Here is a 17051-nt window from a genome sequence, read left to right on the forward strand (position 1 = left end):
GACACCGGGCAGCCGCTACGAGCAAGCGGTGCCGTCACGCCGCACGAGCCGCAGACCCTTGGCGCGCACGATGTCGGGATCCCGCGGGTCGAGGGTGTCGCGGAAGGACCGCACCTCGTCCTCGTACCGGCGGACACGGACCGACCGCCGTCGTTGCTCGATCCGTGTCCGCCGCATCTCCCGCTGTCCTTCCGTCAAGGGGCCCGCCGTCCCTCGCCCGGGACGGCCGGCCCCTTGCATCTGCACTGGTTCGAGCATGGACCCGCGATGTCCGCGTGTCGTCACCGCCAGCCCCCAATTCCGCTTCCGGCTAGCAGTAACCCCCGCGTTCCGGCAGGCTGTTGGGGGCGTATCGCGCCACACACGCGGGCAACGGGGGCCGGGACCATGGACGCCAATCAGCAGCCCGCGCGGGGACGGGTCGTCCTCGCCGACGACGACATCCTGCTCAGGGAAGGCCTCGCGAGTCTCTGCGAGCGCGTCGGCTACGAAGTGGCCGGGCAGGCCGGTGACGCCGTACGGCTCCTGGAGCTGGTCGCCGACGAACGCCCGGACCTGGCGATCATCGACATAAGAATGCCGCCCCACCACTCGACCGAGGGCCTCAAGGCGGCCCGCACGATCCGAGAGCTCCACCCGGCCACCGGCATCCTGGTCCTGTCGGCCTACGTCGAGGTCGAGGACGCCCTGGAGCTGCTGGCCGGGGGCCACAAGGTCGGGTACCTCCTGAAGAGCCGGGTCACGGTCGTGGACGAGTTCATCGAGTCGCTCGACCGGATCCACCGGGGAGGCTCGGTCGTCGACCCCTCCCTGGTGCGGGAGCTGTTCTCGGCCCAGCGGCGCGACGACCCGCTGTCCTTCCTCAGCGGCCGCGAGCGGGAGGTTCTCGCGCTCATGGCGGAGGGCCGCTCCAACGCCGGCATCGGCCGCCGGCTGTGGGTCACCGAGGGCACCGTCGAGAAACACGTCCGCAGCATCCTGGGCAAACTGCACCTCCCGGAGGCCTCCGACGACCACCGCCGGGTCCTGGCCGTCCTGACATTCCTGGAATCGCGCTGAGACCTTGCCCTACGTTCTGTCCACAGGCGGAGCCGGGAGGCCGCCGTGGTGTCAGCCCTCGCCAGTAGGGTGTGAGACATGGCCGACCCCTCCAGCTACCGCCCCAAGCCGGGACAGATCCCGGACTCTCCCGGGGTGTACAAATTCCGCGACGAGCACCGCCGGGTGATCTACGTCGGGAAGGCGAAAAGCCTGCGCCAGCGCCTGGCCAACTACTTCCAGGACCTGGCCGGCCTCCACCCCCGCACCCGCACCATGGTCACCACGGCCGCGTCCGTGGAGTGGACGGTCGTGTCCACGGAGGTCGAGGCGCTGCAACTGGAGTACTCCTGGATCAAGGAGTTCGACCCCCGGTTCAACGTCAAGTACCGCGACGACAAGAGCTATCCGTACCTCGCGGTGACGATGAACGAGGAGTTCCCGCGCGTCCAGGTGATGCGCGGCCACAAGCGCAAGGGCGTTCGCTACTTCGGTCCCTACGGACACGCGTGGGCGATCCGCGACACCGTGGACCTGCTGCTGCGCGTCTTCCCCGTACGCACCTGCTCCGCCGGTGTCTTCAAGAACGCCGTCCGCACCGGCCGCCCCTGCCTCCTCGGCTACATCGGCAAGTGCTCCGCCCCCTGCGTCGAGCGCGTCTCCGCCGACGAACACCGTGACCTGGCCGAGGAGTTCTGCGACTTCATGGCAGGGCGTACGGGGACGTACATCCGCCGCCTCGAGAAGCAGATGACGGACGCGGCCGAGGAGATGGAGTACGAGCGGGCGGGCCGCCTGCGCGACGACATCGAGGCCCTGAAGAAGGCCATGGAGAAGAGCGCGGTCGTGCTCGCCGACGCGACCGACGCCGACCTGATCGCCGTCGCCGAGGACGAGCTGGAAGCGGCCGTGCAGATCTTCCACGTACGCGGCGGCCGTGTGCGCGGCCAGCGCGGCTGGGTCACGGACAAGGTGGAAGCCGTCACCACCGGTGATCTCGTCGAACACGCGCTCCAGCAGCTCTACGGGGAGGAGACGGGCGACTCCGTCCCCAAGGAGGTGCTCGTCCCGGCGCTGCCCGAGCTGGCGGAGACCGTCCAGGAGTGGCTGACCGAGCGCCGCGGGTCGAACGTCTCCCTTCGGATCCCGCAGCGCGGCGACAAGAAGGCGCTCATGGAGACGGTGCGGCGCAACGCACAGCAGTCCCTCGTCCTGCACAAGACCAAGCGCGCCTCCGACCTGACCACCCGCTCGCGCGCGCTGGAGGAGATCGCCGAGGCCCTCGAACTGGACAGCGCACCCCTGCGCATCGAGTGCTACGACATCTCGCACCTCCAGGGCGACGACGTCGTGGCGTCGATGGTCGTCTTCGAGGACGGGCTCCAGCGCAAGAGCGAGTACCGGCGCTTCCAGATCAAGGGCTTCGAGGGCCAGGACGACGTCCGGTCCATGCACGAGGTGATCACCCGCCGCTTCAGGCGCTACATCGCCGAGAAGGAGAAGACGGGGGAGTGGGCGGACGGCGAGAACGCGCTCGCCGAGGACGACGGGCGCCCCAAGCGCTTCGCCTACCCCCCGCAGCTCGTCGTCGTCGACGGCGGGCAGCCGCAGGTCGCGGCCGCCAAGAAGGCCCTCGACGAGCTGGGCATCGACGACATCGCCGTCTGCGGCCTCGCCAAGCGCCTGGAGGAGGTGTGGCTGCCCGACGACGACAACCCGGTGGTCCTGCCCCGCACCAGCGAGGGCCTGTACCTGCTGCAGCGGGTCCGTGACGAGGCCCACCGCTTCGCGATCACCTACCAGCGCGTCAAGCGGGCCAAGCGCTTCAGGTCGGGCCCGCTGGACGACGTGCCGGGCCTGGGCGAGACGCGTAAACAGGCACTGATCAAGCACTTCGGTTCGGTGAAAAAGCTGCGATCCGCGACAATCGACCAGATCTGCGAGGTTCCCGGTATAGGCCGTAAAACGGCCGAGATGATCGCCGTGGCCCTCGCCCAGGCGGCCCCGGCCGCCCCCGCCGTGAACACGGCGACTGGAGAGATCATGGAAGACGAGGAAGACGGGGCGCCCGAAACGACGGCGGGCTCCCCGGAGGAGCCCGTGACCGCGGGCGCCTCGGACAAGCGACGGGGGCAGGAGACATGAGCGAGAACGAACGACAGGAACACGAACCACGGACCGGCGACGGTCGAGCGAACGACGCACAGACCGACGACGGTCAGGCAAACGAACCACAGTCCGACAAGGGTGCGGACGGTACCGACAGCGCACAGGAGAGTACGACGATGGACACGCCCGCGGTGCCCGACGCCGCCATCCCCGAGCTGGTGATCATCTCCGGGATGTCCGGCGCCGGCCGGTCGACGGCAGCCAAGTGTCTGGAGGACCTCGGCTGGTTCGTCGTCGACAATCTGCCGCCCGCGCTGATCCCCACCATGGTGGAGCTCGGCGCCCGCTCCCAGGGCAACGTGGCGAGGATCGCGGTCGTCGTCGACGTACGCGGCCGTCGCTTCTTCGACAACCTCCGCGAGTCCCTCGCCGACCTGGCGTCCAAGAGCGTCACCCGGCGGATCGTCTTCCTGGAGTCCTCCGACGAGGCCCTGGTGCGCCGCTTCGAGTCGGTGCGCCGCCCGCACCCCCTCCAGGGCGACGGCCGCATCGTCGACGGCATCGCCGCCGAGCGTGAACTGCTGCGCGAGCTGCGCGGCGACGCCGACCTGGTGATCGACACCTCCAGCCTGAACGTGCACGAGCTGCGCGCCAAGATGGACGCCCAGTTCGCGGGCGAGGAGGAGCCCGAGCTGCGGGCCACCGTGATGTCCTTCGGCTTCAAGTACGGCCTTCCGGTCGACGCCGACCTGGTGGCGGACATGCGCTTCCTGCCCAACCCGCACTGGGTCCCGGAGCTGCGTCCCTTCACCGGCCTCAACGAAGAGGTCTCGGCGTACATCTTCAACCAGCCCGGCGCCAAGGAGTTCCTCGACCGCTATGCCGAGCTGCTCCAGCTCATCGCGGCCGGATACCGCCGCGAGGGCAAGCGCTATGTGACCATCGCGGTCGGCTGCACCGGCGGCAAGCACCGCTCGGTCGCCATGTCCGAGAAGCTCGCCGCCCGGCTGGCCTCCGAGGGAGTGGAGACGGTCGTCGTCCACCGGGACATGGGCCGCGAATGACCGGACGTGCATCACTGCGGCTGAGCAGGCTGCGCCGGGTGACCCCCGACGGCCGCGGCGGCAAGCCGCGCCGCCGCGGCACCCAGCCCAAGGTCGTCGCCCTCGGCGGTGGCATGGGCCTGTCCGCCTCGCTCGCCGCACTGCGCCGGATCACCGGCGACCTCACCGCCGTGGTCACCGTGGCCGACGACGGCGGCTCCAGCGGGCGCCTGCGCGACGAGCTGGGCGTGCTCCCGCCCGGCGACCTGCGCAAGGCCCTGGCCGCGCTGTGCGGCGACGACGACTGGGGCCAGACCTGGGCCCGGGTCATCCAGCACCGCTTCCAGTCCAAGGGCGACCTGCACGAGCACGCGGTCGGCAATCTGCTGATCGTCGCCCTGTGGGAGCAGCTCGGCGACCATGTCCAGGCCCTTGACCTGGTCGGCAGGCTCCTTGGCGCGCACGGCCGCGTGCTGCCGATGTCCGCAGTTCCCCTGGAGCTCCAGGCTCTGGTCAAGGGGCACGATCCGGACAGGCCCGACGACATCGACACCGTGCGCGGCCAGGCCACCGTGGCGCTCACGCCCGGTGAGGTGCAGTCCGTGCACGTCGTGCCGCACGACCCGCCCGCCGTCCCCGAGGCCGTGGCGGCGGTCCTCGACGCGGACTGGGTGGTGCTCGGACCGGGCTCCTGGTTCTCCTCGGTGATCCCGCATCTGCTCGTGCCCGAACTGCTCGACGCGCTCATCCAGACGAAGGCGCGCCGGGTACTCTCCCTGAACCTCGCCCCGCAGCCCGGAGAAACCGATGGCTTCTCTCCGCAGCGTCATTTGGAGGTTTTGGGACGACACGCCCCTAAACTCGCCCTGGACGTGGTGCTGGCCGACGAGGCCGCCGTGCCCGACCGCGACTTGCTCACCGATGCCGCCAAGCGGCTCGGCGCCGCGGTCGAGCTGGCGCCGGTGGCCCGGACCGATGGATCTCCGCGGCACGACCCGGAGCTGTTGGCCGCCGCGTACGACCGTATTTTTCGGATGCATGGAAGGATCGGCCCATGGCGATGACGGCAGCGGTGAAGGACGAGATTTCCCGGCTCCCCGTCACCCGGACCTGCTGCAGAAAGGCGGAGGTCTCCGCCATTCTGCGGTTCGCCGGCGGCCTCCACCTGGTGAGCGGCCGGATTGTGATCGAGGCGGAGCTGGACACCGCGATGGCGGCGCGCCGGTTGAAGCGGGACATTCTGGAGATCTTCGGCCACAGCTCCGAACTGATCGTGATGGCGCCCGGCGGGCTGCGCCGCGGCTCCCGCTATGTCGTACGCGTTGTCGCGGGCGGCGACCAGCTGGCCCGCCAGACGGGACTCGTGGACGGCCGCGGACGCCCGATCCGAGGCCTGCCCCCGCAGGTGGTCTCGGGGGCCACCTGCGACGCCGAGGCGGCCTGGCGCGGGGCGTTCCTGGCGCACGGCTCGCTCACCGAGCCGGGCCGCTCGTCCTCCCTGGAGGTCACCTGCCCCGGCCCCGAGGCAGCGCTCGCCCTGGTCGGCGCGGCGCGCAGGCTCCAGATCGCGGGCAAGGCCCGCGAGGTCCGCGGCGTGGACCGCGTGGTCGTACGGGACGGAGACGCGATCGGGGCGCTGCTCACCCGGCTCGGCGCCCATGAGTCGGTGCTGGCCTGGGAGGAGCGGCGGATGCGCCGCGAGGTCCGCGCCACGGCGAACCGGCTGGCCAACTTCGACGACGCCAACCTGCGCCGCTCGGCCCGTGCCGCCGTCGCCGCGGGCGCCCGTGTGCAGCGCGCCCTGGAGATCCTCGCCGACGAGGTGCCGGAGCACCTCGCGGCCGCCGGACGACTGCGTATGGAGCACAAGCAGGCCTCGCTCGAGGAGCTGGGCGCGCTCGCCGACCCGCCGCTGACCAAGGACGCCGTCGCAGGCCGTATCCGCCGGCTGCTCGCGATGGCCGACAAGAAGGCCCAGGACCTGGGCATCCCCGGGACGGAGTCGAGCCTCACCGAGGAGATGGCGGACAACATGGCCGTCTGAGGCCGTGCGGACAGCCTGATGGCCTGGTCCTGAGCGGAGGGCACAGCGCCCTCGTGGACAACTGGCCGGGACGGGCGTGCAGTTCACGCCGGAAGCCGCTGGTGCCGATTCGGGCACCAGCGGCTTTTTGCCTCTCTTTGATGCCGTCTTGACATGATCATGGAGCGTGACCAGCCTGGCGTCTGCGCACAGATGTGCCGGACAACTGCAAGGGGGGCTCATGAGACGAAGAGCGAGATCGATCCTCGCCGTCGCAGCACTCATGCTGGGCGGGGCGAGCTTGGCGCCCATCGCTCAAGCGGACAACGGCAGTTCGGCCGACCCGGCCGCGGACGCCGTGAAGGTGTTCCGCGCCGATGTCACAAAGGAGCAGGTACCCCTGCTGCTGGCGGCCGGTCAGGACGCACACGAACTCGGCGAGCAGGTACCGCAGAAGGGCACCGCCGAGGTCGAGGTCTACCTCACCGACAAGCAGGCGGAGCAACTGGAGGACAAGGGCGTCGACCTCGCCGAGCACAAGGTCTCGGCGAAGGCGCTGGCGCGGGTGGCGGCCGCGGGGGACGGCGTGTACCGCCCGTACAGCGGAGCGGGCAATCTCCAGGAGGAGATCGTCAAGACCGGCCAGGCCCACCCCGACCTCACCAAGGTCGTCTCCATCGGAAAGACCCTCCAGGGGCAGGACATCCTGGCGCTCAAGCTCACCAAGGGCGCCAAGAAGACCAAGGACGGCGCCAAGCCCTCCGTGCTGTACATGTCCAACCAGCACGCCCGTGAGTGGATCACGCCCGAGATGACACGGCGTCTGATGCACTACTACCTGGACAACTACTCGACGAACAAGCGCATCAAGAAGATCGTCGACTCGACCGAGCTCTGGTTCGTCATCTCCGCCAACCCCGACGGCTACGACTTCACGTTCGACGCCGCCGGCGACCGCCAGTGGCGCAAGAACATGCGTGACGTGAACGGCGACGGCGTCATCACCACCGGCGACGGCGTCGACCTCAACCGCAACTTCGCCTACAAGTGGGGCTACGACGACGAGGGTTCGTCGCCCACCCCCACCAGCCAGACGTACCGCGGCGCGAGCGCAGGCTCCGAGCCCGAGACCAAGGCACTCGACGCCTTCGAGAAGCGCATCGGCTTCACGTACGGCATCAACTACCACTCCGCGGCCGAACTGATCCTCTACGGAGTCGGCTGGCAGGTGGCGACCCCGAGCCCGGACGACGTGCTGTACGAGGCACTTGCCGGTACACCCGAGAACCCCGCGATCCCCGGCTACCACCCGCAGGTCTCCTCCGAGCTGTACACGACCAACGGTGAGGCCGACGGCCACGCGTCCAACGTCAACGGCCTGGCGATGTTCACTCCCGAGATGTCGACCTGCCAGACCGCGTCGAACATCGACCCGAACGACGCCTGGAACGCGGCCGACTGCGAGTCGATCTTCACCTTCCCGGACGACGAGAAGCTGATCCAGCAGGAGTTCGCGAAGAACGTCCCGTTCGCGCTCTCCGTCGCCGAGACCGCGGTCCACCCCGACCAGTCGACCTCCTCGGCGGTCGGCCTCGACGCAGCCGACTTCACGCCGGCCGCCTTCTCGACCTCGTACTCGCGCGGCGCCGACCAGGAGGTCTCCGTCGTCGTCCGGAAGTCCGTACGCGACAAGGAGCTCAAGTACCGCGTCAACGGCGGCCGTACGTGGGACCAGGCGCTCAAGCCGTGGAAGGGCGGCGAGACCTTCGGAGGCGAGGACAACCTCTACTTCGACGAGTACCGCGCCCTCGTCCAGGACGGCGTCCCGGGCGACAAGGTCGAGGTCTGGTTCACCGGAGAGACGAAGAGCGGAAAGCCCACCTCCAGTGAGCACTTCACGTACACCATCGCCGAACGGCCCCGCGCCGACACCCTTGTGATCGCCGAGGAGACCGTCACCGCCACCCAGACCCAGGCGTACGTCGACGCGCTCAAGGCCAACGGCCGCAAGCCCCTCGTCTGGGACGTCGCGGCGCTGGGAGCACCCGACGCGCTCGGCGTGCTCGGCCACTTCAAGACGGTCGTCCACTACACGGGCGCCGACCGGCCGGGTTACACCACCCAGCTTCAGCTGCGCGCCTATCTCAACGAGGGCGGCAAGCTGATCGAGGCCGGCGAGCAGGCGGGCGGCACCGTCGCACTTCCGGGCGCTCTGACGAACGACTTCAGCCAGTACTACCTGGGCGCCTACTCCCGTACGACCACTCCCGGGGCCACGGCCTTCACCGGGTCCGGCAAGCTCGCGGGCGCCGCCGGAGCGCTCGGTGACGCACCCGGCAACCCGCTCAACGCGGCGGGGGCCTACAGCGTCACCTCGGACACCCTGCCCGCGGCGACGTTCCCCCAGTTCACGAGCGCGGGAGCGGGACAGTACCCGGGGACCGTCAATCCGTACGGCCCCTACGAAGGCGCGTCCATGGCGGCCGTCACCCATTCCGACTACGCCTGGAACCGCCTCACCCGCACCATCGACCTCACCGGGGTGAGCGCGGCCGACGCGCCCACGCTGCGCACGCAGCTCCTGTGGGACACCGAGGAGGCGTACGACCACGCCGTGCTGGAAGCGCACACGGCCGGGGCCGACGACTGGACCACGCTCCCGGAGAAGGGCGGCGCCACCAGCACCGCCGTTCCCGCGGAGTGCGAAGCCGGTTTCTTCATGCAGGGGCATCCCGCCCTCGCCCGCTATCTGACCCTGGGCGCGGGCGCCTGCACGCCCACCGGCACCAGCGGCTCCTGGAACAGCTTCACCGGAGCCTCCGACGGATGGCAGGAGGTCAACTTCGACCTCTCCGCGTACGCCGGAAAGACGGTTGAGGTGTCGCTGAGCTACATCACCGACCCGGGCTCGGGCGGTCACGGAGTTCTCGCCGACAACGCCACCGTCGTCATCGGCGGCGCGGCCGGCGCGGTCGAGGGCTTCGAGACCTCGCTCGGCGCCTGGAGCGTCCCCGGACCGCCCGCGGGCAGCCCGGCGGTCGTCCAGGACTGGGGGCTCTCCGGTGAGCTCTTCAAGACGTACGGAGCGGTCACCACGGACGACACCGTGCTGCTGGGCTTCGGCCTGGAGCACGTCACCGCGGCGGCCGACCGCACGGCCCTCATCGGGAAGGCGCTTGCCGCGCTGAGCAGCTGACTCTGCGTGACAATCGCATGAACATGGCGGGCGGTCCGTACCCCTACTGGTGGGTACGGACCGCCCTGCCGTGTATGGGCCGACTCGATGTCACCCCGGGGGCCTCAGGGAGGTAGGGTCGTAGCCGGTCGGGGACATCCCATACAACTCGCCGACATCTGAGTCGGCGTACCTAACGAGGAGATCGGTTCGTGACGATCCGCGTAGGCATCAACGGCTTTGGCCGCATCGGGCGCAACTACTTCCGCGCGCTGCTGGAGCAGGGTGCTGACATCGAGATCGTGGCTGTCAACGACCTGGGTGACACCGCGACCACTGCTCATCTTCTGAAGTACGACACCATCCTGGGCCGCCTCAAGGCCGAGGTGACGCACACCGCCGACACGATCACCGTCGACGGCCGCACCATCAAGGTGCTGTCCGAGCGCAACCCCGCCGACATCCCGTGGGGCGACCTGGGCGTCGACATCGTCATCGAGTCGACCGGCATCTTCACCAAGAAGGCCGACGCCGAGAAGCACATCGCCGGCGGCGCCAAGAAGGTCCTCATCTCGGCTCCGGCCAAGGACGAGGACATCACCATCGTGATGGGCGTCAACCAGGACAAGTACGACGCGGCCAGCCACCACGTCATCTCCAACGCCTCCTGCACCACCAACTGTGTGGCGCCGATGGCCAAGGTTCTCGACGAGAACTTCGGCATCGTCAAGGGCCTGATGACGACGGTCCACGCGTACACGAACGACCAGCGCATCCTCGACTTCCCGCACTCGGACCTGCGCCGCGCCCGCGCCGCCGCCGAGAACATCATCCCGACCACGACGGGTGCCGCCAAGGCCACCGCGCTGGTCCTCCCGCAGCTCAAGGGCAAGCTCGACGGCATCGCGATGCGTGTCCCGGTCCCGACCGGTTCCGCCACCGACCTGGTCGTGACGCTGCAGCGCGAGGTCACCAAGGACGAGGTCAACGCCGCGTTCAAGAAGGCCGCCGACGACGGCGACCTGAAGGGCTACCTGACCTACACCGAGGACCCGATCGTCTCCTCGGACATCGTCGGCGACCCGGCCTCCTGCACCTTCGACTCCCTCCTGACCATGGTCCAGGAGGGCAACACGGTGAAGATCCTCGGCTGGTACGACAACGAGTGGGGCTACTCCAACCGCCTCGTCGACCTCACGGTCTTCGTCGGCGGCCAGCTCTAGGTCCCAGAGCCAGGCACCTCGATGTGACCACGGGGCCCGGGCAGCGCGAGCCGCGCTGCCCGGGCCCTGCGGCACGTACTGATCGATCAGCCCTCTCGGATCGAAAGAGCCTCCCTAGGAGTCCACTTATGAAGACGATCGACGAACTTCTCGCCGAAGGCGTGGACGGCAAGCGGGTCTTCGTCCGCGCCGATCTGAACGTGCCGCTCGCCGACGGCCTCATCACCGACGACGGCCGCATCCGCGCCGTCCTGCCGACCGTCAAGGCCCTCGTGGACGCGGGCGCCAAGGTGGTCGTCGCCTCGCACCTGGGCCGCCCCAAGGGCGCCCCGGACCCGGCGTTCTCCCTGCTGCAGCCCGCCGAGCGGCTCGCCGAACTCCTCGGCGCCCCCGTCGCGTTCGCCCAGGACACCATCGGCCCCGCCGCCCACGACGCGGTGAACGGCCTCCAGCCCGGCCAGGTCGCGGTCATCGAGAACCTGCGCTTCAACGCCGGCGAGACGTCCAAGGACGACACCGAGCGCGGCGAGTTCGCCGACCAGCTCGCGGCCCTGGCCGATGTCTACGTAGGCGACGGTTTCGGTGCCGTGCACCGCAAGCACGCCTCCGTGTACGACCTCCCGGCGCGCCTTCCGCACTACGCGGGCTACCTCATCGCCACCGAGGTCGGCGTCCTGAAGAAGCTCACCGAGGACGTCCGGCGCCCCTATGTGGTCGCGCTCGGCGGCTCCAAGGTCTCCGACAAGCTCGCCGTCATCGACCAGCTGCTCGGCAAGGCCGACAAGCTGCTCATCGGCGGCGGCATGGCCTTCACCTTCCTCAAGGCGAAGGGGTACGAGATCGGCGCCTCCCTGGTCCAGGAGGACCAGCTGCCCGCCGTCACCGAGTACGTCGAGCGCGCGGAGAAGAACGGCGTCGAGCTGCTCGTCCCGGTCGACGTCGTGGTCGCGGCCCAGTTCCCCGACCTGAAGACCAAGGCTCCGTCCAACCCGACCACCGTCGCCGCGGACGCCATCCCGGCCGACCAGATGGGCCTGGACATCGGTCCCGAGTCCCGCAAGCTGTACGCCTCGAAGCTCACCGACGCGGCCACCGTCTTCTGGAACGGCCCGATGGGCGTCTTCGAGCACCCCGACTATGCCGAGGGCACCAAGGCGGTCGCCCAGGCCCTTCTCGACTCCCCGGCCTTCACAGTCGTCGGCGGTGGCGACTCCGCCGCGGCCGTCCGCATCCTGGGCTTCGACGAGACGGCATTCGGCCACATTTCGACCGGCGGCGGCGCCTCCCTCGAATACCTCGAGGGCAAGACGCTCCCCGGCCTCGCCGCACTGGAGGACTGACCTTAATGAGCACGCGCACGCCGCTGATGGCGGGCAACTGGAAGATGAACCTCAACCACCTCGAGGCCATCGCGCACGTCCAGAAGCTCGCTTTCGCCCTGGCCGACAAGGACTACGAGGCCTGTGAGGTCGCCGTCCTGCCGCCCTTCACCGACCTGCGCTCCGTGCAGACCCTGGTCGACGGTGACAAGCTCAAGATCAAGTACGGCGCCCAGGACGTCTCGGCGCACGACTCCGGTGCCTACACCGGCGAGATCTCCGGCCCGATGCTGGCCAAGCTCAAGTGCACGTACGTGGCGATCGGCCACTCCGAGCGCCGGCAGTACCACGCCGAGACCGACGAGATCGTCAACGCCAAGGTGAAGACCGCCTACAAGCACGGCCTCACCCCGATCCTGTGCGTCGGCGAGGAGCTGGACATCCGCGAGGCGGGCAACCACGTCGCGCACACGCTCAGCCAGGTCGAGGGCGGTCTCAAGGACCTCCCGGCCGAGCAGGCCGAGTCGATCGTGATCGCGTACGAGCCCGTCTGGGCCATCGGCACCGGCAAGGTCTGCGGCTCCGACGACGCCCAGGAGGTCTGCGCGGCGATCCGTGGCAAGCTCGCCGAGCTGTACTCGCAGGAAGTGGCCGACGCCGTCCGTATCCAGTACGGCGGCTCGGTGAAGTCCGGGAACGTCGCGGAGATCATGGCGAAGCCCGACATCGACGGTGCACTGGTCGGCGGTGCCTCCCTGGACGCCGACGAGTTCGTCAAGATCGTCCGCTTCCGGGACCAGTGAGCCGAAGGCTCGCGGCCGCGAGTATGCGGTAGCGGCGATCCGTCGTACCCTAGCGGGGGCCAGGTGGGCAGCCACCCGGCCCCCGTCGTCCGTCCAGATCCGAGGAAGTTGGTCCAGCCGTGGTTATGGGGTTCTCGATCGCCCTGATCGTCTTCAGCGGGCTGTTGATGCTGCTGGTGCTGATGCACAAGGGCAAGGGCGGCGGCCTCTCCGACATGTTCGGTGGCGGCATGCAGTCGTCCGTCGGTGGCTCCTCGGTCGCCGAGCGCAACCTCGACCGCATCACCGTGGTGATCGGTCTGCTCTGGTTCGCGTGCATTGTCACGCTCGGCATCCTGATGAAGGTCAACAACTGACCAACGGCCGACATTGGCCGTCCCACATCGGTACAACTGCACATTACGCACGCACTTTGCGCACGTAAGGCCCCATGTTCGGTACGCGACGTAAATCGCGACCTATCATGGGGCTTGCGTCTAGGGGCGGGGGTGTAACTCCAATCACTGGACGCGCGTTGGGCCTTACGTAGACTGAGGCGCTCGCAACGAAGCGAAAACGCCGACTCGCTTCGCGGCACCATCACGCAGGGAGTTACGACCGTGGCAAGTGGCAACGCGATCCGAGGAAGCCGGGTCGGGGCGGGGCCGATGGGCGAGGCCGAGCGTGGCGAGTCCGCGCCGCGGCTGCGCATCTCCTTCTGGTGCTCCAACGGGCACGAGACGCAGCCCAGCTTCGCCAGCGACGCGCAGGTTCCCGACACCTGGGACTGCCCGCGCTGCGGCTTTCCCGCCGGACAGGACCGGGACAACCCGCCGGACCCGCCGCGCACCGAGCCGTACAAGACGCACCTCGCGTACGTACGGGAGCGGCGCAGCGACGCGGACGGCGAGGCGATCCTCGCCGAGGCGCTCGCCAAACTGCGGGGCGAAATCTAGTAGTTGAAAACCGGCCGGGTGCCCACGGGCGCCTGGCCGGAGCTGTTTCGCTCTCCTCCGGGCCGACACGGCCCGGGTACGCCCGGCCCGTTCGGGGTCCGAGGCGATTGTCAGTGGTGCCCTCTACGGTTCTTGAAGTGGCGGAACCGAGGGGGGCGTTGTGACGGCGACGGACGTGGCGGGGGTACGGGCGCCCGCGTGGCGCGGGGGATTCGGGCGGCTGTGGACCGCGGCTGTGGTGTCGCGGTTCGGGGACGCGCTGCGGACCGCCGCGCTGCCGCTGCTCGCCGTGCACCTCACCGACGATCCGCTCGTCATCGCCTCCGTCACGGCCTGCGGCTATCTGCCCTGGCTCCTCTTCGGCCTGCTGGGCGGGGCGATCGCCGACCGGGTGGACCAGCGGCGCGCGATGTGGGCCGTGGACGCCGTACGCGGCACGCTGATGGCCTGCTTCGCCCTCGCCGTCGGGCTCGGTCACGCGTCGATCGTCCTGCTGATCGCGCTCGCCTTCACACTGACCACCCTCCAGACCCTCTTCGACAACGCGTCCACGGCCCTGCTGCCGTCCCTGGTGGACCGTGCCGCCCTCGGCAGTGCCAACGCCCGGCTGATGACCGGCCAGCAGCTCGCCGGCGGCCTGCTGGCGAGCCCCTTCGTGCCGCTCCTGCTGGTAGTCGGGGCCGCCATGCCGTTCGCGGCCGACGCGGTAACCTATCTGCTGGCCGCAGCCCTCGTGGCCTCCCTGCGGATACGGATGCCCGAGCGGCAGCCGCGTCCGGCCGGGAGCACCCTGCGAGCCGAGATAGGCGCAGGGCTGCGCGCCCTGTGGGGCGACCGTGTGCTGCGGGCCATGTGCGTGGCCACCCTGCTGTGCAACATCGGCATGGGCGGGCTCATCGCCACCCTCGTGCTCCATGTGACGGGCTGGCTGCACGCGGGGAACGCGGAGTACGCGGCCGTGATGACCGCCTTCTCGGTCGGCAGCCTGGCCGGGGGAGTGCTGGCCCCGCGGCTGGCGCACAAGGTCGGGCGGGCCCGGAGCCTGTTCCTGGGCGGCTGCGTCCAGACGTCGGCGCTGGTGCTCATCGGCACCGTCCGCCACCTGGGCGCCGTGGTCGTGGGCATGGCGCTGCTCGGAGCGATGAACCTGGTGTGGAACGTCAACCAGGTCACGCTGATGCAGGAGCGCAGCCCGGACGCCATGGTGGGCCGCATCAGCTCCGCGTTCCGCACGGCCTCGACGTCCGGGGCGCCGGTCGGTGCCCTGCTGGGAGGCGTCGTGGCGGGGGCGTACGGGCTGAACGGGCCCGCGCTGTTCGCGGCCGTGCTGTTCGCACTCGCCGTCGCCTCGCTGATACCTGCGTGTCTGCCGGACGTATCTGTTGTTGAGCCGGACGACGGTGCTACGACAGCTCACGTCAAGCCCTGATCAATTAGGTTGGGACCGGCAGCGGGGCAAGGTACGCAGCAGCACAGGCAGGAAAGAAGGCGGAAGTCCGAGATGAACGCAGAAGGCCGTACCAGGCTCAACCAGACCCCCGAGTGGACCGCGCTGGCCAAGCACCGCGAGGAACTCGGGGAGACCCACCTGCGCGACCTGTTCGCGGCCGATCCCGGGCGCGGGACCGGATACACACTTGAGGTCGGCAATCTGCATGTCGACTACTCCAAGCACCTGGTCAACGACGAGACGCTGAGGCTGCTGCGCGAGCTGGCCGCGTCGACCGACGTCTTCGGGCTGCGGGACGCCATGTTCCGCGGCGAGAAAATCAACACGACCGAGGACCGCGCGGTGCTGCACACCGCTCTGCGCGCCCCGAGCGGCACGGTCGTCGAGGTCGACGGCGAGAACGTCGTACCGGCCGTGCACGCGGTGCTCGACAAGATGGCCCGCTTCTCCGAGCGCGTCCGCTCCGGCGAGTGGACCGGCCACACCGGCAAGCGCATCAAGAACATCGTCAACGTCGGTATCGGCGGCTCCGACCTCGGTCCGGCGATGGCGTACGAGGTGCTGCGCTCCTTCACCGACCGCGACCTCACGGTCCGCTTCGTGTCGAACGTGGACGGCGCCGACCTGCACGAGGCCGTACGGGACCTCGACCCGGCCGAGACGCTGTTCATCATCGCCTCGAAGACGTTCACCACGATCGAGACGATCACCAACGCGACCTCGGCCAGGAACTGGCTGCTGACCGAGTTGAGGGCCGGTCAGGAAGCCGTCGCCAAGCACTTCGTGGCGCTGTCGACCAACGCCGAGAAGGTGTCGGACTTCGGCATCGACACGGCGAACATGTTCGAGTTCTGGGACTGGGTCGGCGGGCGGTACTCGTTCGACTCGGCGATCGGTCTGTCCCTGATGATCGCCATCGGTCCCGACCAGTTCCGGTCGATGCTCGACGGGTTCAGGATCGTGGACGAGCACTTCCGCACCGCGCCCGCCGAGTCCAACGTGCCTTTGCTGCTCGGCCTGTTGGGTATCTGGTACGGCAACTTCCACGACGCGCAGGCGCACGCGGTGCTGCCGTACTCGCACTACCTGTCCAAGTTCACCGCGTACTTGCAGCAGCTGGACATGGAGTCCAACGGCAAGTCTGTGGACCGGGACGGGGTTCCGGTGGAGTGGGAGACGGGTCCTGTCGTGTGGGGGACGCCCGGCACCAACGGGCAGCACGCGTACTACCAACTCATCCATCAGGGCACGAAGCTGATCCCGGCCGACTTCATCGGCTTCGCCGAGCCCGTCGCCGATCTGCTGCCCGGTCTGGTCGCCCAGCACGACCTGCTGATGGCGAACTTCTTCGCGCAGACGCAGGCGCTGGCCTTCGGCAAGACGCCGGACGAGGTGCGGGCGGAGGGGGTACCCGAGGAGTTGGTGCCGCACAAGACGTTCAAGGGGAACCACCCGACGACGACGATCCTCTCGCGTGAGCTGACGCCGTCGGTGCTGGGGCAGCTGATCGCCCTCTACGAACACAAGGTGTTCGTCCAGGGTGCCGTCTGGAACATCGACTCCTTCGACCAGTGGGGGGTCGAGCTCGGCAAGGTGCTGGCCAAGCGGATTGAGCCGGCGTTGACGGAGGGGGCCGATGTGCCCGGGCTCGACGCGTCGACGACGGCGCTGGTGGCCAAGTACCGGGAGCTGCGGGGGCGTTAGCCGGGTGGGCGGTGGGTTTCTCGCCCCCTCCGCCCCTTCCCGTCCCGTTTCTGGGGGCTGCGCCCCCAGACCCCCGCTGTCGGCCTGAACGGCCTCGTCCTCAAACGCCGGACGGGCTAAAAGACTTCTAGCGCCGGCCGGGGAAATATTCAGCCCCTCCGGCGTTTGAGGAGCGGGGGTTTGGGGGCGGAGCCCCCAAGGGACGGGAATGGGTAGGGGCGGCGGGGGC

General features: G+C 69.2%; 14 protein-coding genes. 13 read left to right on the forward strand and 1 reads right to left on the reverse strand.

What is annotated here, in order from left to right:
* Positions 1 to 15: 15 nt before the first annotated feature.
* Positions 16 to 177, reverse strand: a complete 162-nt coding sequence (locus OG266_RS33975) for a hypothetical protein (protein WP_371550376.1) — start codon at positions 175 to 177, stop codon at positions 16 to 18.
* A 210-nt stretch (positions 178 to 387) separates the two neighbouring features.
* On the opposite strand from OG266_RS33975, the gene OG266_RS33980 reads away from it, so the two are divergent.
* The 13 genes from OG266_RS33980 to pgi all read left to right on the forward strand — a co-directional run bounded on the left by OG266_RS33980 (position 388) and on the right by pgi (position 16822).
* Positions 388 to 1059 carry a response regulator gene (locus OG266_RS33980; RefSeq protein WP_371550378.1) on the forward strand — a complete coding sequence of 224 codons (672 nt, stop codon included), beginning with the start codon at positions 388 to 390 and terminating at the stop codon, positions 1057 to 1059.
* Positions 1060 to 1137: 78 nt separating this feature from the next.
* Positions 1138 to 3183 (forward strand): excinuclease ABC subunit UvrC, encoded by a 2046-nt coding sequence (gene uvrC / locus OG266_RS33985; protein WP_371550380.1) that lies wholly within the window; start codon positions 1138 to 1140, stop codon positions 3181 to 3183.
* Positions 3180 to 4211: an RNase adapter RapZ gene (gene rapZ / locus OG266_RS33990; protein WP_371550382.1), complete on the forward strand. Its 1032-nt coding sequence runs from the start codon at positions 3180 to 3182 to the stop codon at positions 4209 to 4211. The genes uvrC and rapZ overlap by 4 nt, the downstream gene beginning before the upstream one ends.
* The gene (gene yvcK / locus OG266_RS33995; protein WP_266465788.1) at positions 4208 to 5254 is read left to right on the forward strand and encodes a uridine diphosphate-N-acetylglucosamine-binding protein YvcK; all 1047 of its coding nucleotides are present in this window, start codon (positions 4208 to 4210) and stop codon (positions 5252 to 5254) included. The genes rapZ and yvcK overlap by 4 nt, the downstream gene beginning before the upstream one ends.
* Positions 5245 to 6234, forward strand: coding sequence for a DNA-binding protein WhiA (whiA, locus tag OG266_RS34000; protein ID WP_266465791.1), 990 nt, complete (start codon positions 5245 to 5247; stop codon positions 6232 to 6234). Before yvcK ends, whiA begins: the two co-directional genes overlap by 10 nt.
* Positions 6235 to 6454: 220 nt before the next feature.
* Positions 6455 to 9409: a M14 family zinc carboxypeptidase gene (locus OG266_RS34005; protein ID WP_371550384.1), complete on the forward strand. Its 2955-nt coding sequence runs from the start codon at positions 6455 to 6457 to the stop codon at positions 9407 to 9409.
* A gap of 191 nt (positions 9410 to 9600) precedes the next feature.
* Positions 9601 to 10611 (forward strand): type I glyceraldehyde-3-phosphate dehydrogenase, encoded by a 1011-nt coding sequence (gene gap, locus OG266_RS34010; RefSeq protein WP_266465797.1) that lies wholly within the window; start codon positions 9601 to 9603, stop codon positions 10609 to 10611.
* 128 nt (positions 10612 to 10739) lie between these two features.
* Positions 10740 to 11951, forward strand: a complete 1212-nt coding sequence (gene pgk, locus OG266_RS34015; RefSeq protein ID WP_371550387.1) for a phosphoglycerate kinase — start codon at positions 10740 to 10742, stop codon at positions 11949 to 11951.
* 5 nt (positions 11952 to 11956) lie between these two features.
* Entirely contained in the window at positions 11957 to 12733 is a 777-nt protein-coding gene (gene tpiA, locus OG266_RS34020) for a triose-phosphate isomerase (RefSeq protein WP_329548313.1), read from the forward strand.
* Positions 12734 to 12858: 125 nt separating this feature from the next.
* The gene (secG, locus tag OG266_RS34025) at positions 12859 to 13089 is read left to right on the forward strand and encodes a preprotein translocase subunit SecG (RefSeq protein WP_266465805.1); all 231 of its coding nucleotides are present in this window, start codon (positions 12859 to 12861) and stop codon (positions 13087 to 13089) included.
* 243 nt (positions 13090 to 13332) lie between these two features.
* Positions 13333 to 13668, forward strand: a complete 336-nt coding sequence (locus OG266_RS34030) for an RNA polymerase-binding protein RbpA (RefSeq protein ID WP_003957010.1) — start codon at positions 13333 to 13335, stop codon at positions 13666 to 13668.
* 160 nt (positions 13669 to 13828) lie between these two features.
* Positions 13829 to 15097, forward strand: a complete 1269-nt coding sequence (locus OG266_RS34035; protein ID WP_371550396.1) for an MFS transporter — start codon at positions 13829 to 13831, stop codon at positions 15095 to 15097.
* Between the two features lie 72 nt (positions 15098 to 15169).
* The gene (gene pgi / locus OG266_RS34040; RefSeq protein ID WP_371550399.1) at positions 15170 to 16822 is read left to right on the forward strand and encodes a glucose-6-phosphate isomerase; all 1653 of its coding nucleotides are present in this window, start codon (positions 15170 to 15172) and stop codon (positions 16820 to 16822) included.
* Positions 16823 to 17051 lie beyond the last annotated feature (229 nt).

This window comes from Streptomyces sp. NBC_00554, assembly GCF_041431135.1.
GTDB lineage: Bacteria > Actinomycetota > Actinomycetes > Streptomycetales > Streptomycetaceae > Streptomyces.